The sequence below is a fragment of the Streptomyces sp. NPDC001700 genome, from assembly GCF_053596435.1.
Genome location: NZ_JBSFGE010000033.1, coordinates 66,753 through 86,554, shown reverse-complemented (window position 1 = coordinate 86,554; position 19,802 = coordinate 66,753). Strand labels below are relative to the sequence as shown.

General features: G+C 68.4%; 12 protein-coding genes and 1 pseudogene. 5 read left to right on the top strand and 8 right to left on the bottom strand.

The window, feature by feature from the left end:
- Positions 1–16 precede the first annotated feature (16 nt).
- Together ACWC5C_RS37735 and ACWC5C_RS37730 are read left to right on the top strand one after the other, a co-directional pair.
- Positions 17–1,024, top strand: coding sequence for an ATP-binding cassette domain-containing protein (locus ACWC5C_RS37735; RefSeq protein ID WP_450883125.1), 1,008 nt, complete (start codon positions 17–19; stop codon positions 1,022–1,024).
- A complete protein-coding gene (locus ACWC5C_RS37730) occupies positions 1,021–1,815 on the top strand; it encodes an ABC transporter permease (protein ID WP_450883123.1) in 795 nt (264 codons plus the stop codon). Before ACWC5C_RS37735 ends, ACWC5C_RS37730 begins: the two co-directional genes overlap by 4 nt.
- 110 nt (positions 1,816–1,925) lie before the next feature.
- Here ACWC5C_RS37730 and ACWC5C_RS37725 read toward each other — a convergent pair whose 3' ends face one another.
- From ACWC5C_RS37725 to ACWC5C_RS37715, 3 genes are all read right to left on the bottom strand, one after another.
- A complete protein-coding gene (locus ACWC5C_RS37725) occupies positions 1,926–3,554 on the bottom strand; it encodes a PH domain-containing protein (protein ID WP_450883121.1) in 1,629 nt (542 codons plus the stop codon).
- Positions 3,551–4,021: a PH domain-containing protein gene (locus ACWC5C_RS37720; RefSeq protein ID WP_450883119.1), complete on the bottom strand. Its 471-nt coding sequence runs from the start codon at positions 4,019–4,021 to the stop codon at positions 3,551–3,553. The genes ACWC5C_RS37725 and ACWC5C_RS37720 overlap by 4 nt, the downstream gene beginning before the upstream one ends.
- 257 nt (positions 4,022–4,278) lie before the next feature.
- Entirely contained in the window at positions 4,279–4,524 is a 246-nt protein-coding gene (locus ACWC5C_RS37715) for a hypothetical protein (protein ID WP_450883117.1), read from the bottom strand.
- Between the two features lie 372 nt (positions 4,525–4,896).
- On the opposite strand from ACWC5C_RS37715, the gene ACWC5C_RS37710 reads away from it, so the two are divergent.
- Positions 4,897–6,441, top strand: a complete 1,545-nt coding sequence (locus tag ACWC5C_RS37710; protein WP_450883115.1) for a glycosyltransferase family 39 protein — start codon at positions 4,897–4,899, stop codon at positions 6,439–6,441.
- A gap of 175 nt (positions 6,442–6,616) precedes the next feature.
- On the opposite strand, the pseudogene ACWC5C_RS37705 reads toward ACWC5C_RS37710, so the two are convergent.
- The 4 genes and pseudogenes from ACWC5C_RS37705 to ACWC5C_RS37690 all read right to left on the bottom strand — a co-directional run.
- Positions 6,617–7,501: pseudogene (locus ACWC5C_RS37705) on the bottom strand (agmatinase family protein); the annotation flags it as partial.
- A 237-nt stretch (positions 7,502–7,738) separates the two neighbouring features.
- Positions 7,739–9,367 carry a flavin monoamine oxidase family protein gene (locus tag ACWC5C_RS37700; RefSeq protein ID WP_450883113.1) on the bottom strand — a complete coding sequence of 543 codons (1,629 nt, stop codon included), beginning with the start codon at positions 9,365–9,367 and terminating at the stop codon, positions 7,739–7,741.
- Positions 9,368–9,760: 393 nt separating this feature from the next.
- Complete coding sequence (locus tag ACWC5C_RS37695; RefSeq protein WP_450883111.1) at positions 9,761–12,580, bottom strand: AAA family ATPase; 2,820 nt, start codon at positions 12,578–12,580, stop codon at positions 9,761–9,763.
- Between the two features lie 1,372 nt (positions 12,581–13,952).
- On the bottom strand, positions 13,953–15,149 hold the full coding sequence (locus ACWC5C_RS37690) for a glycosyltransferase (RefSeq protein WP_450883109.1): 1,197 nt from the start codon (positions 15,147–15,149) through the stop codon (positions 13,953–13,955).
- 942 nt (positions 15,150–16,091) lie between these two features.
- On the opposite strand from ACWC5C_RS37690, the gene ACWC5C_RS37685 reads away from it, so the two are divergent.
- A complete protein-coding gene (locus ACWC5C_RS37685) occupies positions 16,092–17,279 on the top strand; it encodes an AAA family ATPase (protein ID WP_450883107.1) in 1,188 nt (395 codons plus the stop codon).
- Here the strand turns inward: ACWC5C_RS37685 and ACWC5C_RS37680 are convergent.
- Positions 17,243–17,983 carry a hypothetical protein gene (locus ACWC5C_RS37680; RefSeq protein WP_450883105.1) on the bottom strand — a complete coding sequence of 247 codons (741 nt, stop codon included), beginning with the start codon at positions 17,981–17,983 and terminating at the stop codon, positions 17,243–17,245. The genes ACWC5C_RS37685 and ACWC5C_RS37680 overlap by 37 nt on opposite strands.
- 1,045 nt (positions 17,984–19,028) lie before the next feature.
- Here ACWC5C_RS37680 and ACWC5C_RS37675 point away from each other — a divergent pair.
- Positions 19,029–19,691 carry a response regulator gene (locus ACWC5C_RS37675; RefSeq protein WP_450883103.1) on the top strand — a complete coding sequence of 221 codons (663 nt, stop codon included), beginning with the start codon at positions 19,029–19,031 and terminating at the stop codon, positions 19,689–19,691.
- Positions 19,692–19,802 lie beyond the last annotated feature (111 nt).

Genomic DNA, 19,802 nt, shown 5'->3' with positions numbered 1-19,802 from the left:
GGCTACCGGGGTGATTATGACTCTTTCCAAGCCACGTACAGCCCTGCGGGCCGAAGGGCTCGTCAAGAAGTTCGGCTCGGTCCGCGCGCTCGATGGCGTCGACCTCGAGCTGCCGACAGGTCAGGTGCTCGGACTGCTGGGCCCCAACGGCGCGGGCAAGACCACGACCGTGCGCTGCCTGTCCACCCTGCTTCGGCCGGACGGCGGCCGCGCCTGGGTGAACGGCCACGACGTTCTGGAGAAGCCGCACGAGGTGCGGCGTTCGATGGGCTTGTCCGGCCAGTTCGCGGCGGTCGACGAGAGCCTCACGGGCTACGAGAACGTCGTGATGTTCGCCCGGCTGTGCGGCCTGTCCAAGTCGGCCGCGGCCGACCGCGCCAAGTACCTCGTCGACCGTTTCGGCCTCAAGGAAGCGGCGAACCGGCCGCCCAAGACGTACTCGGGAGGTATGCGGCGCCGTCTTGACCTGGCGAGCGCGCTCGTCGGCGAGCCCGCTGTGATGGTGCTCGACGAGCCCACGACGGGCCTCGACCCCCGCGGCCGCCTGGACACCTGGGACCAGGTGGGCGAGCTGGTCAGCGACGGCACCTCGGTGCTGCTGACCACGCAGTACCTGGAGGAGGCCGATCAGCTCGCCGATTCGATCGCCGTCATCGACCACGGCAGGGTCATCGCGCACGACACCGCCGACCGGCTCAAGGCGCAGGTCGGCGCCGACAAGATCCGCGCCGTCGCGGCCACCGCGGACGGCGTGGCCGCTCTGAAGGAGGTTCTCGCCAGGATCGGCACCGCCCCGCCGACGGTCGAGGAGCTGGCGCGCGCCGTGTCGGTGACCGTCGCCACCGGCGTCAAGGCCCTGGGCGCCGCCATCAGGCAGCTGGAAGACCTGGGCGTCGAGCTGGTGGACATCGGTCTGCAGCGGCCGACGCTCGACGACGTGTTCCTGTCCCTGACCGGCAGGACCGAACCCGACGCATCCGAGTCCTCCGAGACTCAGGACCGCGTCCCGGAGAAGGTGTCGTGAGCAGCATTACGGAGGCCGCCCGCAGCGGTTCGATCATCACCGGGCGCAATCTGCTGCACATCTGGCGGGAGCCCGGTGCCCTGATATCCCATCTGTGCACGTCCATCATGTTCGTCGTGCTGTTCGCCTTCGTGATCGGCGGCGGGCTCGGCGCGCTGTACCCGGAGTATCTGATCCCGGGCATGCTGGGCCAGAACGCGGTGTTCGTGAACATCTACACCACGGTGGGCATCGCCTACGACATGGAGAAGGGCATCGTGGACCGGTTCCGGTCGCTGCCCATCTCGCGCGCCGCCGTGATCATCGGCCGTACCAGCTCGGACCTGGCCGCGACCGCGATGAATATCGCACTCCTCTCGCTGTGCGGGCTCGCCATTGGCTGGCGGATCAGGTCGGACTTCCTGTCGGCCGTCGCGGCCTACGGCCTGCTGCTGCTGTTCGCCTTCGCGATCTCCTGGGTGGGCGCCTACATCGGCCTGTGCTGCAAGCGCCTGGAGAGCGCGCAGAGCCTCGGCATCATGTGGGTGTTCCCGTTCACCTTCGTCTCGTCGGCTCTGGTGGGCAGCCAGTACATGATCCAGCCGTTCAAGGCCCTGGCCGAGTGGAGCCCTCTGACGGCGCTGTGCGACACCATTCGCGACCTGTTCGGCAATCCGGCGCCGAAAGACTTCCCGGAGGCGACCGGCTGGGCCGCACAGCACTCCGCGCTGTATCTCGTCCTGTGGTGCGTGGCGTTGCTCGCGGTGTTCGTGCCGCTGACGACCCGCCGCTACCGCACGTTGTCGGGCTGAACTTCCCGCCCGCTGCCGGGCTGACGGTCCGTACCGCGCGACGCCCCCGGAACAGGAGGTCCGGGGGCGTCGCGCTGTGCGCCCGGCCGTCGAGTGCGGGCCTTGCCCCGTCAGCCTCGCTCCAGGAAGGGGGTGAGGAGCCCGGGGACCGCCTCGTCGGCGAAGACCAGACCCTCCGCGAGGTTCACGTCGCGCACCGGATAAGCACCGCTTTTGCACGCCGAGGTGGTGACCCGGACGGTGGCCAGGCCGGACCGGCGCTGGGCGGGCGATTGGACGATCACCCAGCCGACAACGCTGTCCCGCCGCAGCGCCACGGTCCGTCGTATGAAGGTGCCGTAACGCGTCAGCAGATGACGGCCGTGCAGGGCATGCCCAAGCGCGCGGTAGCCGCTGTGCGCGAACAGCGCGCCCGCGGGTAGCAGCACCGCGGCGGAGATCCACGCGATGTGCAGCAGTACGGGGGTGAGCAGGAGACCGAGCAGCGCGAGCCCCGCACACGGTGCGAGCACGGTGAGTGCGGCCCTGACGTGGCGGCGGCGCAGTGCGGCCCGCGGGTGGGGACGGAGCGCGGCGGTGGTCGGGGACGGGTGTTCACCGACGACGGCGGCAGCGATCTCGTGCGCACGGGCGCGCGGTACGCCGGGGCTGAGGGTCCGCATCTTGCTGACCTCCAGGTCCTCGGTCTTCTGCAGGCCAGTGGCCACGGCCGCCACATGTGCGCCGCCGCCGAGTCGCAGCGCCAGCGGTTCGGTGACCTCGACGCCGCGCATCCGGCGCGCGTCGATGGAGAGCGAACGGGTGGTCAGCAGGCCCCGGTGAACGGCGAAGTTGTCGCTCTCATCCCGCTCCAGGCGGTAGCCCCACCACTCCTCCGCGGCGAGGGCGACAGCCGTGACCGACCCGACGACGAGCAGCGCGAGCGTGCCGAGCACGATGCTCTCCCACAGCCCGGCGGCGCCCAGGAACCCGAGGACGGCCCGCAGGGTCCGCTCCGGCTTGATACCGAAGCCGTCCAGGATACGAAGGGCGGAGGCTCCCACGACGAGGACGGCGAGCACGCCCCACGAGTTCAGCGGCATGTAGCGCAGCCAGGCCCAGTCCATGCGGGCGATGAGCCGGTCGGGGTCGGCCTTGCCCGGCGCGGCCTCGGCCCGGCGCAGCAGCGTCTGGCGCAGTTCCTCCGCGTCCGCCGCGCGCAGGGCCTCGAGGCTGGTGTCACCCTGCTCGCCGCCGCCCTGAGCGGTGGTGATCTTCACGGTGACCAGACCGAAGACACGCAGGAAGGGGTCTGCGGTGAGGTCGATGCCCCGGATCCGGTCGCAGGGGACCGTGCGTCGACGGCGGCCGAGGAGGCCGGTGCGCACTTCGAGGATGTCGCCGGCGACACGGTAGTGGGTGGTGAGGAGTTCCACGAGCCGCCACAGCATGATCAGCAGGAAGACGCCCGCGAGCAGGCCGAGACGGATGTACGCCTCGCGGTCGAGCCGGCCCAGGGTGATGAGGGCGTAGAACCCGGTGGACAGGGCGGGCGGGACGAGCCACTTGAGCTGGACGAGCAGCAGCCGGTTGTCGAGCCGCCGCCAGGGCACGCCGCCGTCCGCCCGCTCCGCTTCGGCGGGCGCCGTGCCGGGTGCGGCGGGGTCGTCCGGGGCCTGGCCGGTCTCATCAGCCTGTTCGGGCCGATGGGCTTGGCCGGGGGTGTCTGGGTCGCGGCGAGCGCGGGTGGGGTTGTTCATGTCGCGTCCCCTTCGGCCGCCTGGGTGGCCTGAGTGGTGGCCGCGAGGTGGTCCGCGACCTCCTTGGCCCGCTCGTGGTCGAGACCGTGAATGCGTACGGGCCCGGCGGCGGAGGCCGTGGTGACGACGACGGTGGCGAGGCCCAGCATCTGCTGCAGCGGGCCGCGGGCGGTGTCGACGGTCTGGATCCGCGACATCGGGGCGATCCGGGAGACCTGCCAGAGCCAGCCGGACGAGGTGTAGACGGCCTCGTCCGTGGTCTCCCAACGGTGCACGCGGTATCGCCGGCGCGGCGCGATCACCACGTACGCGGCCGAGAGCGACACGGACAGCACGGCGGTTCCCGCGCTGACGGGCAGTGGCAGCGTCCGCCACAGCCAGACGAGCAGGCCCGCCACACAAGCGAGGACGCCCAGGACGACGAGTACCGCCTGCCAGGTCCACCACGCCACCGACCGTGGATCCACCCGGTGAGCGGGCGGACGCAGCCGCAGGACCGTGGGGGCCGGGCCCGTTCCGTCAGGGGCCCCGGGTCCCGGGCTCGCCACGGGCGCTTCGCCCGTGGCCGTGTGGTGCGCGCCCCTGCCGGGTGCTGTGTGCTGCATCGCTGCGGCCTTTCGTTCCATGTCAACAGCGCGCTGCACGCCGCCGGACGTCGTCCGGCGGCGTGCAGCGCAGGTATGGTCGGGCCCCCGGTCCGGGGGACAGCCGACGGCCCGACCCGTCAGGCGGCGCTACCTTCGGCCGCGGTCTTCTTGGGCTTCGCCTTGTCCAGCGCGAAGATCCCCACGATGGCGGCAACGGCCACGATGCTCGCGACGATCATCGAGGCGGGATCGGGCAGGTGCAGGGGCAGGAAGGCTCCCTTGGTGTCGTTGCCGATGATCTTGAGGATGATCGGGATGATGCCGCACCAGGACCCGACCACCAACGTGGCGAACTGCGAGTACTCAACGGTCTTCTGCTGCATCTCTGACGGCCTCTCGCCTTTTCCTGCGTTTGCGGTTTCAAAGGATCGGTCCGGACAGCCACACCGCCGGGGGGAGTGCGATGCGCACCGCCATCCGAACCTGAGAGAATCCTCGCCCTGCCACGGGAGCCGGACCAGCCCCATAAGGTCGTGATCACAGACCACCAAAGTTCGGCCTCGTACGACTTTCGTCAGGCCCCCCGTTTGCCCCCTACGGGCCCCTGAAGCCGTGCTCACCGCGCGTCCGCCGCTCGCCGCCGCCCTACGCTCGGACTTCTGGTACCGGGCGCACCAGCCAGATTCGGCCACGTCCTCCAACTGACCCGAGCACGGCGGCCGACGCCCTAGCAGACCGCTTCGGGGGAGGACTCCGTGACCACCACAACCCAACCATCGGGAAAGCCGTTTCCCACGGCCGGGAAACCCGGCGGGCCGTCTTCCACGGCGGCCGGGGCCGAGGAACTGCCCGACTTCGCGTGGAAACCGGTGGCCGCCGTCGGAGCCGTGCTCGGCCTGCTGCTCCTCGTCACCAGCGGCCGCTGGGGCTACCAGGGCGACGAACTGTATTTCCTGGGCGCCGCACAGCACCTGAGCTGGTCGTACGCCGATAATCCGCCGCTGTTGCCGCTGCTGGCCACGACGATGGACGGCCTGTTCAACGGCTCGCTGGTAGGCCTGCGCCTCCCGTCGACGATCCTCGCCGCGACCGGCACGCTCTTCGCCGCGCTGATCGCCCGTGAACTGGGCGGCGGGACACGGGCGCAGCTGCGTACCGCGGCCGTGTGGGCGGCGGTACCGCTCGTCATGATCATCGGGCATGCGCTCTCGGCCTCCACCATCGACATCGTCGCGTGGACGGCGGTCAGCTGGCTCCTGGTGTCCTGGGTGCGCCGCCGGGACGACAGGATGCTGCTCGCTGCCGCGCTGGTCACCGCGGTCGCCATGCAGGCCAAGTACTCCATCGCCTTCCTCTGGCTCGCGGTAGCCGTCAGCGTCCTCTTCGTCGGCCCGCGGCAGCTGCTGCGCCGCCCGCTGCTGTGGGTCGGCGGGGCCATCGTCGTCGTGACCGCGATACCGGCCCTGCTGTGGCAGGCGGACCACGGCTGGCCCCAGCTCGACATGGCAAGCGTGTTCCGGCGGGAGAGCTCCGGACCGGTCGCTTACGTGGGCGTCGGCTTCTTCCTGGCCGGGGTTCTGCTCGCGGCCCTGCTCGGGTACGGCCTCTGGCAGCTGCTGCGCTCCCCCGAGCTGCGTCCGTACCGGTTCCTGGGCTGGAGTTTCGTCGGCCTGTTCCTGCTGTTCCTGGTGAGCGGCGGCCGGCCGACCTACGCAGCGGGGTTGTTCCCCGTGCTGTGGGCCGCGGGTGCCGTGCGCATGGAGCGGGGCGCCCCGTCCAAGTGGTGGCGGTGGGCGGTGAGCTGGCCGGTGATCGGCCTGCTCTTCGCGTTCTCGGCTCTGACGTCGCTGCCGGTGCTGCCCCGGTCTGACGAGGAGGCGGTGGCGGGTACGAAGAACAATCCGCAGGCAGCCGAAACGGTCGGCTGGAACAAGCTGGTGGACGCGGTGGAGAAGGCCACGCGGTCGCTCCCGGCCGGGGAGCGGGACCGTGCTGTGATCGTCACCGAGTACTACACGGAGGCAGGCGCCCTCGACCACCTCGGTTCCCGCGCCGGCCTGCCGGACGTCTACAGCGCCCACCGCGGCTACTGGTACTTCGGGGCGCCGCCGGACGACGCCCGCACGACGATCTTCGTCGGCTCCGACCGTGAGCAGCTGCTGAAGCGCTTCGCCGACGTGCGCGCGGCCGGGACGGTCGCGGGCAAGGGGAACCAGGTGGCGGGCACCAAGGTGTGGATCTGCACCGGCGCGGAGCAGCCGTGGTCGAAGGCGTGGCCCGGCCTGGGCCACCTGTACTGAGCGCGGCGCGACCCGCGTCGAAGGGGCGGGCACGGACTCAGGTCCGTGCCCGCCCCTTGTTTCGTGCTTCAGCCTATGCGAACGGGAAACGCACCTCGCCGGCCACGATCGGGTTGGCGTAGTTCTCCGCGGAGATCTTGATCCGGTTCATCGCGAGGCCGGTGAGGGCTTCGAAGACAGCCCTGCGGGCGTTCATCGCGGTGGTGTAGCCCGGGTCCAGGTGCGGCGCGACCTCGACGACGTCCATGCCTATCAGGTTGGTCTCGTGCGCGAGGCGCCGCAGCCCGGTGAACAATTCGCGCGTGGTCAGGCCCGCGGGTTCGGGGGTGCCGGTGCCGGGCGCGTACGCCGGGTCGAGCACGTCGATGTCCAGGGACAGGTAGACGTGGTCGGCAACCGCCTTGACCTCTTCGATGACCTTGTCCACGACGGCTCCGAAGCCGATGCGCTCGACCTCGGCCATGAAGTGCGAGCGCATGCCGGCCCGGCGCATCCAGTTGAAGAGCTGGTCGTCGGGTCCGGTGGCGGTACGCAGGCCCACCTGGATGAGGTTCGGACCGGGCAACCGCTCGTCGGTCAGCAGGCGGCGGATCGGCGTGGTGTGGGTGGCCTTGTGGCCGAAGATTTCGTCGTGGCAGTCCGGGTGGGCGTCGAAGTGGACGACGGCGATGCTGCCGTGCCCGTGTACCTCGGAGAGACCGCCGACGCTGGGCCACAGCAACGAGTGGTCGCCACCGAGGACGACCGGGACCGCCCCGACCTCGGCGATCTCCCGGACCAGGCCGCGGATGGGCTCCATGGACCGCGCGACGTCGAACGGGTCGGTGGCCGCATCTCCGTAGTCGACGACCTTGAGGATGTTGAACGGGTTGATCCGCGTGGCCGAGTGGATGTAGCCCTCGGGTGTGGCGTACATGTACCGCTCGTCGGCCCGGATCGCCCGGGGCCCGAAAGCGGCGCCCCGGTGGCCGGTGGAGGAGTCGACCGGGCAGCCCACCACGGCGACGTCGACCTTGCCGGCGCGCAGATCCTCCTGAGTCAGCGCCAGCGGGACGCCCATGAACGTGGGCATGCCCGAGTAGGCCGGCTGCACGTAGTAGCGGCGCAGGTCGATCGGCCCGGGCTCGCGCCGCGGCGATAGGGAGCGGTCGACCTTCAGGCGCCAGGTCTCGGACTCGGGTGTTTCGCTCATCTCTCTCCTCGTTCGCGACCGGGGCCACTTCGGCTGCATGGCGACGGTATGCAGGCCGGGTCGGTGGCAGAACCCCTAACCACCCCCGACCGCGCCCTGTCCTTGTCAGGCGTCGGGCAGGTCGACCGGGGCGAGATCGTGGAACAGGTCACCGGGCCCGGGGTTGCCGGGCGGGGTGCCGCCGCCCAGGTGGTTCACGACGCCCCACACGGCGTTGAGGCCGGTGGTCACAGCGCCCTCGGCGAAGCCCGCCGTCCAGGAGACGTCGTCACCCGCGAGGAAGAACCCCCGTTGACATTGCGGAAGTTGGTCCTGCATGAAGTGGGTGAACAGGCGGCGCTGATAGCGGTAGTGACCGGGAAGGTTCGCCTTGAAGGCACCCATGAAATGTGGCTCTGTCTCCCAGGTGACGGTGCGCGGTGGCGCGATGATCCGGGACCGGATGTCGACGTCCGGGTAGATATCGGCCAGCACCTCCAGAACGGCCTCCAGGCGCGCCTCGTCGGGGAGCGGCGCCATCTTCAAGGAGTCGTCGTTCCATGTGTACGACAGGCACATCACGCCGGGACGGTCGGGGCCGTCGTCGAAGAGGTAGACGCCACGCGGCATGCGGTCGGTGAGCGTGGTGCTCATCACCTCGCGACCGGTCATCGGGTCGCGCTCGCGCCAGAAGGGACGGTCGACGAGGACGAACAGCTTGGAGGCACCCATGTAGTGGCTGCGTTCCACCGCCGTCCACACGGACCCGGGCAGCAAGGGACCGCCGCAGCGGATGTTGGTGACGAGCGTGCGCTTGTGCGGGGTGAACACTGCCACTGGATAGGTGCGGGCGCTGCCGTCCGGCTCGTGCACGGTGATACCGCGGGCAGTGCGCTCGATCCGGGCGACGCCGCCACGCGGGGTGCCGCCGTGCAGCGCCTCCAGGGAGGTGCCCTTCGGCCAGTGCGCGAGTTCGTCGGGCGTGCGGTGCCACAGGCGTTCGGGCAGTTGCTGGGAGCCGCCGACGATGAGCTGGTGGTCGTTCTCGGCACCGGTATAGATGACGCGCAGGATCTCCAGCATCGAGTTGGGGAAGTCGGTGTCCCAGCCTCCCGCGCCGAAGCCGACCTGGCCGAAGATCTCACGGTGGCGGAACGACTGGAAGTACGGCGATCCGGCGATGAATCCGTAGAAGGACTGATCGTCCAGGGCGCGTACGAGCGGGTTCCAGATGGCCTTGATGGCGTCGGCGTCCCGGCGGCGGATGGCGTCGTCCATGGCGTAGAACTCGGCGCCCTCCTGCACCGCCTTGTCCCAGGCCATCTCGACTTCCTGGTAGACGTCGGGCAGGTCGCCGGCGTTGCGGGCGTAGTGCCGAACACCGCCCAGGTCGATCACGGTGCTGCCGCTCACGGGCGTGAGCGGGTTGGGGAAGGGCCGGGTTTTGAGCCCGGTGAGGTTCACGTAGTGGTGGAACGCGGTCGCAGACCTCGGAAACCGCATGGCGCCCAGTTCGGCCGTGACGTCCGGACGGCTCTCAAACGCGGCCGACCGCATCCGGCCGCCGATCTGCTCGGCCTCGTACAGCACCGGTCGCAGCCCGAGGCGCATCAGCTCGTAGGCGGTTACGAGCCCCGACATGCCGCCGCCGATCACCGCGACCGGAGTTCCCAGCGCATCCTTCGGAAGGCGCCCGATTCCGGCCGGGTGGGATATCCAGTCGTCGTACGCGAAGGGGAAGTCCGGTCCCAGCATGGTGACGGAATCAGTAGTTCCAGAGCGCAAACCACCGTTCACGGCAAGCAACGGATACTCCTCTGACCGTGGTGGGGGCCGGCCCGGCGATACATACTCGAACGGCCGCGAAAGGCCGGGGTCCGGCAACGGCGGGAGGGACCGCGATCGGCCCTCGTCCAGTACACGGCACGTCCACGCAACACCTCTGATTATCGCCGTAATCGAGGGTGTCCGAGGACCCCTGGCAGCCCCCTCATCACTCCTATGATTGAGCCGGACGCCGGACGTTCCGCGCGCCATCGGTCGCGGGTACACGACAAGGCGCCGCGCCAACGCGCCCACATGGCGCCCGACGCGGCTCTGTTGTCCCCCTACATGGTCAGATGTGGTTCGTACGCGCCTGCCTGCCGTTCAGCAGGCCGTGTCAGCGAGCAGGTCGTGCGGAAGGTCCCCGCGACGTGACACGTTGAGCTTCCGGTAGACCCGGGTGAGGTGCTGCTCGACGGTACTCACGGTGATGAACAGCTTCCTGGCGATCTCGCGATTACTGTGCCCGAAGGACGCGAGGCTCGCCACACGGCGCTCCGCGTCGGTCAGTTCGGTCGCGCTGCTCTCCCCCGCCACGGCCTGCTGGTCGGTGACGGTCTCGCCACCACCGTACGGAAGCAGCTGCGAGCACAGCGCTTCCGCCTGGGTGTCCTGGGCTATGTGCCAGGCCCTGCGGGCCATCATGCGCGCCTGACCGAGTTCACCGAGCGCGTGGTGCGAGCGGCTGAGCGCGCCGAGGACGCGGACCAGTTCGAGACGGTCCTCGCAGGGTTCGAGCTCTTCGACGGCCTCGCGCAACAGGTGGTGGTGGCGGCGAAGCCCGGCCGCCTCGGCCAGGACCCGCAGGGTCTGGGCCCTGGTGCGGGACTGGCCGGGGCCACACTTGGCCAGCTGCTCTTGGGCCAGTCTCTCGGCCTCGGCCTCTCTGCCGGTACGCAGGTACATCTCGGCGGCGGCGGAGCGCCACGGCACCAGGGACGGCTGGTCGATACCCCACCGCTGCATGCGCTCCCCGCAGGTGAGGAAGTCGTCCACGGCCGGGTACGGCCGGTCGGTGGCGGCGTAGAACTGACCACGCGCGTAGACCAGATCGAGACCGTGGCGCGTGTCATGGACCGCGTCCGGGATGTGCCCGTCCAGGTAGGCAGCAGCCTGTTCACACTGACCCATCGCGGTGTGCGCGGCCACCAGGGTGGCCAGCAGGGAGCCGAGAGCGACGCCCCAGTTGTGCGCGGGCATCCAGCCCAGCGCGTTCGTGGCGTAGCGGATGGCGTCCACCGGATTGCCCTGCCGCAACGCGATCCTGGCTCTGGACTCGGAGAGCTGCGCCTGCCAGCCGGACCCGCCCAGTTTGGTCGCCTCGCGCAGCAGGGCGTCGCACCAGTGCGCCGCCGTACCGAGCCGGTCCGCGTAGATCAGTACGGACAGCGCGCTGAGCAGCGGGTCCAGGGTGACGTCACTCAGACGAGTGCCCTGCAGCAGGTGCTCGGCAAGGTCGGCGGCGCCCGCGTCGCAGCCCTTGGCCAGGATGATGTGCAGGGCCGTACCCGCCTTGACGCCGGGGTCGCCGCCACGTGCCGCCAGGACCTCGCTGCCGAGGGCCGGTGGCGGTGCGGGATTGTCGTCCGGCGGGAAGTGCTCGCGCAGAGCGGGATACGTGGTGCGTACGGCGCCGTTGGCCAGGTAGGTCGCCACGGCCGACCAACTGCCGAAGGCGCCACGGGACTTGTGGGCGACGCTCGCGGCTTCCTGGAAGCTGCCCTGCCGCAGCAGACCCTTGATGAGCAGCGGCGTCTCCTGTTCGGCGAGCCAGCCCTCGTCGAAGGCCGCGCGCAGCGCGCTGAGGCAGGAACCGGCCGTCGTCGGGCTCAGTCGCCCGACGAGCCTGGTGAGTTGGCCGAGAATGGCGCTGCGGCGTGGTCCGTTGCCGCAGGCGCTGTCGGCCAGCTGCAGGCAGACGACGGCGAAGGAGGCGTCTTCGGCGCTGCGGGCGCGCCGCGCTGTCTCGCACAGTACGTCGAGAGCCTGAGCGTCGTCGACGTACCCGGAGGCCACGATGTGCCGGGCCACGAGTGGCGGTTCGGCGCAGAGCAGGCGCAGTCGGTCGGCGGCGCGGCGGTGAAGCTCGACGCGCTCGTCGCACTCCAGGTCGTTGAGGACCGTCTTTCGGACGGCCGGGTGACAGAAGGCTCGGTGCTCCGTGTCGCATTCGACGAAACCGGCCGCTTCGAGCTCACGCAGACTCGAGGCGACCACGTCGGGGGCGAGTCCGAGCAGATCAGCCAGAAGGCCGTCGGTCGCGGCCCGGTCCAGGACGGCCAGTCCGCGGGCGACGGAGAGCACCTCCGGTTCGCTGCGGTACAGGCACCCGAGCACGGCCTGCTCATAGGCATGGCCCGTCACCGGTGCGCCGTTGCTGCCCTGGTCCTCTCCGCTGGCCTCGTCATCGGTGCGCAGGTCGTGAACGAGAGCGCGCACGAGCAGCGGATTGCCGCCGCTGGCCCGGTGGATGGCCGGGGCCAGGTTGCGCGCGGCCGTGTCGTGCAGGCTCTCCCCGATGACCTGGGCCACGGCCCGCTCGCTGAGCGTGCTGGTGCGCAGCTCGGTCATGCGGGGGTGGCGCAGCAGCTCCGCGCCGAACAGCGGCCGGGCCGGATGCGGCCCGGTGCCCGCGGCGAGGACGGTCAGGACGGGCTTGGTACGCAGCTCGCGCATCGCGTACTGCAAGCACTGCAGGGACGGAATGTCCGCGTAATGGACGTCGTCCACGATGACGGCCAGCGGCCGCTCCCGCACCAGGCTCACCAGGGTCGTGGTCAGCGAACGCATCAGGTGAGTCTTGACATGCTCTTCCCGCTCGGAGTCGGCGTCCCGCAGCATCGCGCTGAAGCGGGCGTCGTCGAGCACCTTCTCCACACGTTCCGTTTCCCCCTGCGGAAGCTGGCCACCCAGCAGCAGCTGCCCGAACATCGCCATGGGGGTACGGCGCTCCGCACGCAGGCCGGTCGCGGCGAGGACCGTGAAGCCGGCGGCCTCGGCCTCCTCGGCGACGTAATTCAGCAGCTCACTTTTTCCGGTGGCCATCGGCCCCCTGACGAGCACAACCCGAGAAGACTTCTCCGCGTTCCCCTTCGCCATCTCCCCGAGGAGAATTAAATCATCGGTTCGCTCAACCAAGCTCATATCAAGAATACCTCTCCCCGTTCAAGGCATATCCGCCTGCCTCAGGCATCTCTTCCGACTCAGAGTCGACCCATCAACCCTGTCCAGGTTGCCCCATTAGCGAAGTTCACCACTACACGCAGCGGCAAGCTCCGCTCAATGGCTCCCGTTCAAGGGCCTCCCGGAGCACAGCAGCATCAACTATGGCTCATCTCCGATACCAAGATAGCCCCGAAAGAGGTGACGGCACCAACCAAATCCACCGAAGCTCGAAACGTTCAGCCCTTCCCTTTTCCGGGATGGATGTGATAGCCGGGGTGACCACCCAGCCCGCACGGGGTGAATGGAGAATTCCGCTTACTCCGACGGGACGGCACCAAACACCGCCCCCGCCGCATGTCCCACAACAACACAGCAGATCAAAGGCCCATCAGAGTCGAGACTCCAGGCGTGCGGCAAGGCCCTCAGATGCCCCTCGCAGCCCGAAGGGGAGCCACGCACAAAGCCGGAAGGCACCATTCCGCTCCCCTGTCTCCACGGGCGGCACCGCCCACAACCGACCCTGGGCCGAGATCCGCAGCCATGGGGTGACGACCCGCGTCCGCTACCGAACGTAGCCAGTCACGGGGCAGCTACGGACCATTCGCCAGGTAAATCAACTCATGCTCGAACGACTCTTAACGCAAAGAAACAGTGAGCCCCAAACGGGCCACCCGGGAAATTCAGCCGAAGCGCCGGGACGATGTCCCATTACGCACGTTCGATTCATGTGTCAATCGTCACTTGTCCCGGCGGTCGCCGCCAGCCCGAGACCGTGCAGGACGACGCGATCCAGCGCCCCATGGACAGAAAACATCGGAGCAACACGGACTTCATGCGATCATCAGAGGTGTCTGTAGGGTTTTTCATGACTTTCTCGGTCGAAAGTTTCGTATCCCACACATACTGGCCACGCCGAGCGGACTACTGGCCTCCCCGTCCCGTCAGTCCGCCGAAGAGGTCGCCGCTCCAGCAGGACCTTCGCCAGGCGAGCACGGGGCCGACTCCGCACGAGCACCTGTCGATCCAGTGACGGCAGCCCTGTCACCGTGCCTGCGCCAAGGTTCCACTTCGCCCGTGACGGCACGGGAAGCCGGTGACTTCGGCGCCCCGGGACTCCTGATAAGGGATCAGTAGGGGTGCTCGGTCGCCGCCCCTCGCTCTAGCCTGTAGTCGTGCACGGCTGCCCAACGGTGGAACCTCCCCTGACGCCACCGTTTCGGTCTCTGCCTACCTCGTCCTTGCGTGGGCCCGTGAAGCCGCGTCGCGCCACGGCATGAAGCAAACTGCCCGCGTGCCCGCGCCGACGAAGGGTTGTCGGCGCGGGCACGCGGGCAGGTGGCCTGCGGGTGGTCTATCGCTGTCTGGCCATCGGCCGGCCCTGCCGTCGACCCTTGCCATGCCAGGGCAGATAGACCAGTACTTCCGTGGCGATGAAACGCAGGACGAACGTCGCCAGGAGGGCCAGAGCCGTGGCGGGCAGCACCGCCATGTGCGCACTCGCGACGAGGAGGGCGATCAGAGGGACGCGCAACACCAGGTCCGCGTTGGCCACGAGGGCGAAGCGGCCCAGACGGTTCGCGCAGGACCGGTGGCCGCGGCGGTCACGGAAGAGCAGGAGGTCGATGAGGACGAAGTTCCACAGGACTCCGAACTGGTTCGCCACGATCTCGGCCGGCACATAGTGCATACCCAGCGCGGTCAACGCGGCGAGGGCGCTCAGGTTGGGCAGGAAACCGGTCAGGCCGATCAGCCCGAAGGCCAGCATGCGCGCCCCGTGCGAAGCGGTGCGCAACGAGGTCAGGTGCGCCAGGTAACGGAGCCCCTCGCGCACGGTGGACTTCGAGTCGCCGCCGTAGCGCTCCTGGAAGGAGAACGGGACTTCGGCGACGGTCAGCGGGCGGCAGCGGACTGCGAGCTCCAGGAGAATCTTGTAGCCGAGGGGCCTCAGGACGTCCGCTCGGGAGTGCACTACGCTGCGGCGTATCGCGAAGAAGCCGCTCATGGGGTCGCTGATCCCCCGCAACGCCGAGGGAAACAGCGACTTCGCCAGAAGCGTCGAGCCGCGTGACACGGCGACCCGGTAGCGGCCGGACAGCCCGGAGTTGCTCCCGCCGCCCGCGTAGCGACTGGCGACGACGAGGTCGGCTCCTGTCCGGTGTCCGGTCGCGATGAGTTCGGGAACCAGGGATGGCGGGTGCTGCAGGTCGGCATCCATGACGACGATCCAGTCGGACGCCGCGGCCTTCATGCCCTCCACCACCGCACCGCTCAGACCCCCCACCGCGACATCCCGGTGTATGGCGGTGACCGGAAACGGACACGAGGGCGCGGCCTGCTCGACGATGGCCGGGGTGTCGTCGGTGCTGTCATCGACGAACAGGACCTCGTACCCGCCCCCCGGTGGCAGGCAGGCCGCGAGCTGGGACAGCAACTCCCGTACGTTCTCCGCCTCGTTGAAGGTCGGGATGATCACGGTCGTCGTGCTGCCCTCACCGCTCGGCTCACCGCGGCCGTCGAGTTCCCCGGCACCCGGGTGGGGTGCGGTCATCGACGCGCCCCTGGCGATCCGGCGCGTCGGGCTGGAGCCCGCCGCGGCTGTCCAGGGGCACGGGAACCCGTGATGGGAAGTCTCGCCATGGTCGTCCTCTACGGTCTTCGTGGGTTGATCACGTCGGCGCGGCTCCGGGCGACAGATTTCGCCGGGTTGTGCGGTGGGCGGCTGCTTTGCGCGGAAAGTAGCGAGCGACGGGCGCGGATCCAGGCCCGACCGCCGACCGGGGAGGATACGGAGCGCTCCCGGAAAACACTTTCTGGACGCCCTCCGCAACCGCGCCGGTCATTACGTCATCGGGTTCACCGAGGAAGCCGCTCGAGAATCAAGCGATGCCCACTGCCGCAGCGGTGCGTTCGTACAGGGACGCTATCCGCGGCGGCAGCCTTCCTCCACCCCTAGCCATCCCCTAGCCGTCAGATCTGGATGGGACGGCATCGTGTTGAAGACTCTGAATTCTGACCTTCCAGCAATCACGCCGTCACTTCTGCGAAATATACCGCGATGCCACTGACAGCACTGCACCCATTTTCCACGAAATCCCGAACCCAGGGTTTCCGGACCGCTGCGCGACCATCCCCCCCCCTTGACCTCAGCGATGCTCTCCCATTTTCACAAGCGGAATGGTTTACTCATTGCTTACAGGCGCAAAACTGAACGCCTATACCACATCGGCGGCGTTAAAAGGTAGGGCCGGACGATGTGAGGGGCGATGCACTTGGTCGATACCAAGGACTTCTTTCAGAGCTCTCCCGCCAACAGGATTCGGCCATAATCGATGCAAGCCCTTGCTGCCCACGGGGCCCCCGTGGGGAAATTGTGGAGGTCGCCTCGATGTCGTGAAACCTGGTTCCGCTCGCTTCCTATTGGCGCGGGAATTCCCATTGAGGACCCGGCGCGTTGACCCAGGCAGGCTCATACGGGAAGGTAATTGGGGCTATGAGGTTGGTCGAGAGGGCCGACGAATTCGCTCTCCTGGAGGAGATTCTGTCGGCCCCGGGGGACGCGCCCTCCCGAGTGATCGCTGTCACGGGTCCTGTTGCCTCGGGTAAGAGCGAGTTGCTCAACTTCGCCGTCGAGCAGGCCGAAGCGGCGGGTTTCACGGTCCTGAGAGCCATCGGTCTTCGAAGACAGCGCCGGACCCCCATGGCTGTGCTCGGGCAACTGCTCCTCGGGGGCGAACAACCGCTGGAGCGGTCGGAGTCCGTGCTGAAGCAGATCGACGCCGCGAGATTCTCCGCACTGCTGAGGGACCCGGACTCCGAGCAGGAAGAACACGTAAGGGCCCACACCCTTCGGTCACTGACCACGTCCATGGTGAGCCAGGCCCAGGAGCGTCCTGTCGTCATCGCGATCGACGACGTGCACTACGCGGACATCCCGTCCCTGCAGTGCCTGCAGCGCACGATGGAGGAGCTGCGTACGAAGCCGGCGGTGGTGGTACTGGCCTGGCGAACCGGACTGCGCCTGACCAGACCGCTCTTCGGCGCCGCTCTGCTACGCCACCCCGGTCTGATCCGCCTGCCCCTCACCACACTGAGCGCGCGGGCCGTGGCCGAGCTGCTCCGCGAGTGCCTCGACGATGCCACCGCCCGGCGCATCGCCCGGGATGTCCACCGCATCAGCGGCGGCAATCCGCTGCTGGTACGAGCCCTCGTCCAGGACCTCCTCCCCGACCGCGGGGAGAGTGACCGTCTGCTACGGGCTCCTCACGCGCCGGCCGTCGGTCACACGTTTCGGCAGGCGGTGCTCAGCTGCCTCCACCGGGTCGAGCCATCGGTTCTCGCCGTAGCCAGAGGCCTGGCACTCTTTGACGGGGCTGTCGCGGAGTCCACACTCACCCGGCTCCTCGAACTCTCCCCCGAGGCGGTCGCGTTGAGCCTGCGCGAACTCGAGGCGATCGGGCTGGTACATGGCGGAACCTTTCGCTGCCCGACCGCGCGGCACTCCGTCCTCGCCGACCTGCCGCCCGACGACCGAGCAGCCCTGCACCTCCGGGCCGCCGATCTGCTACAGCGAGGTGACACCGAAGCGCCCGTCGTCACACGGCAGGTCATCACCGCTGACGCTGTCGTGGACGCCCAGCCCCATCAGCATTGCGGGCAGACACGCGAACCCACTACCTGATCATCACGGATCAGGAGCACATGGTCGGCCACACGGTCCACGACGTCCGTCGATCCGGTGGAGAACACCACGGTTCCCGTGGACGCCGCGAAACGACTGATGACACGATGGATGATCGCTTCCGAAGCGGAGTCCACACCGTCCAACGGGTCGCAGAGCAGCAGCAGTCTGGGCAGGGGCAGCAGAACGCACCCCAGCGCCACACGCGAACGCTGCCCGGGGAGGAGCCGGGTGGTCGGAACGTACTCGGTGTCACGTAATTCGAACGCGTCGAGCACCTCCCCCGTACGCTCCTCGGCGGTGACCCGGTCCAGCCCTTTGCCGACGCCCGCCTCCACCAGGGCATCGCGCACCGGCATCTCCCCCAGTGGCATCCCCTCGGGTACGAGACCCACCAGGCTCGCGGCGGCCGAGGCATCCGCCTGCGTATCCACGCCCAATACCTTCACGCGTTCCAGTGGGCGGGCCCGATCGAGCAATCCGGTCAGGAAGGAAGCAGCCGAACCGCCTTCCGACACAGCAGCCGCACAGACATGCTGCGGAATCCGGAACCTGAGCCCCTCGCCCGGCACCCCGTGTGCACCGCTCCGTGTCCCGACGCTCACCTCCAGGGCCGCCACCGATTCCAGATCAGCCTTCCCGAACATGCCGCCAGGGCCGTTGTCATGTACCGGAAATCGCAGGTTGTCCGCCCCTGGCTGCATGAAATCTCCCGGTGGTAAGTAGGGTTCGCTCTTCAACTAGATGGTGACTCTGCGCGGCTGGTTGCGGCGACCGCGGCTCCAATTTTTCCAGGTTTCACCTAGATTTCGTACGGCCTTCGGGATCGAAACAGCGCAACTAAAGTAGCCGTTGAGTGCCGCAATGGATATCCCGCGCTCCTCTCGGGGACGTTCACCTCGCCGCCGCCGTCGTACGGCCTCGCGGACCTGCGGGGTCGTACACAGTCGCGGTCGGTGGATCGCCCAACTCCGGGTCGCGCCGGTGGACTCGCGCCGTAAGAGTCTGTCATGCGGATCATGGTGTGAATACTGCCGCTTCCGGTACCCTCGCGGACCGACATGGCAGGCGTAAGGGGATGGTCAAGGGTCCCCCGGCGCGACATCGAGCGAGACCGCGGCCGAAAGCGCTGCCGCCGGACCGCCCCTGACCGGTACCCGGGGGTCACGCGCGACATGGTTGCAGAAGCAATCAAGACACGCCGTGCGCCCGGGCGAACCTCCCTAGGGCTGCGGGCGCCGTACGGGAACGCTGCCGAGAGTTCGGGACCACTCCGTCACCTCCCGCACCAACTGCACAATTTCACGCACTAAAAGATTACTTTTCCATACAGGTTGGCACATATTTTCGAACCGAACAGAAAAATCCCGGTGGCCGATTACGGGGGAATCGACCACCGGGACGCTGGACCGACAGAGATCCAGGTGGTGTCCCTCGAAACCCTGCTCCGGTGCCAACACCTATGGAACACCAGCCGACTGCTCGCCGGGCAGCGGGAAACGTTGGTGCGGCCGCCGATGAAAGTTGCCCCACGACATGACATTTCCCTACTCATGGACCTGGCACCAGGCGACAGATGATGGAAGGGCAAGCGTCGAACCCGCCCGCCCCAGACCTCCGACGCGCCACTGTGACCTGCCACACGGGCCGGGCGGTGTCAGAGGCGGTGCGGTCGGCCGGAGCAGCTGACGAACCATCATGAGCAATCGAGGCCAACCACTGGCCTTCCGCCTGGATAGACTGCGCGGCATGGGGAACAAATTAATCCATGTTTTGGTCGTCGATGACGAGCCCATGGTCTGCGCTCACTTGCGGGCCATTCTCGGGTCCGCCGAAGACATCGAAGTCATCGACGAAGCCCATGACGGTGCGGCAGCGGTGGAGGCCGTGGTGCGGCACCGCCCGGACATCGTCCTCATGGATCTGCGTATGCCCGGCGTCGACGGACTGACCGCCATCGACCGCATTACCAAACTCGACCAGCCACCGAAAGTCGTGGCTCTTACCACGTTTGACGCAGACCAGTACGTCATGCGAGCGCTGCGCAGCGGCGCGAGCGGTTTCCTCGTGAAGTCGACGCCACCCGAGGACCTGATCAGTCTGGTGCGGGTCGCCGCGGACGGCCACGCGATCCTCTCGCCCGTGGCCGCGCGCCGCTTGGTCGCCGCCTCCTCCGAGGAAGAGGCGGCCCGAGAACGCGCAAAGCTTATGGCGAGCAAACTCACCGAGCGCGAGACGGACGTCCTCACCTGTCTCGGCGAGGGGCTCTCGAACGCCCAGATCGCCTCGAAGCTGTTTCTGAGCGAGGCGACGGTCAAGGGCTACGTCTCACGCATGCTGGTCAAGCTCGGATGCACCAACAGGACTCAGGCGGGCCTGCTCGCCTACGACGCCGGGCTCGTCAGTCGCTGAGACGACGATTCCGACCAGGCCCGTAGGGGGCGGCACCCCGTGCGGGCCCTCGTCCCGCGCCGCGGGACGAGGAGAGGGAAGGGAACCGGCGGGAGAACGGCCAGGATCATG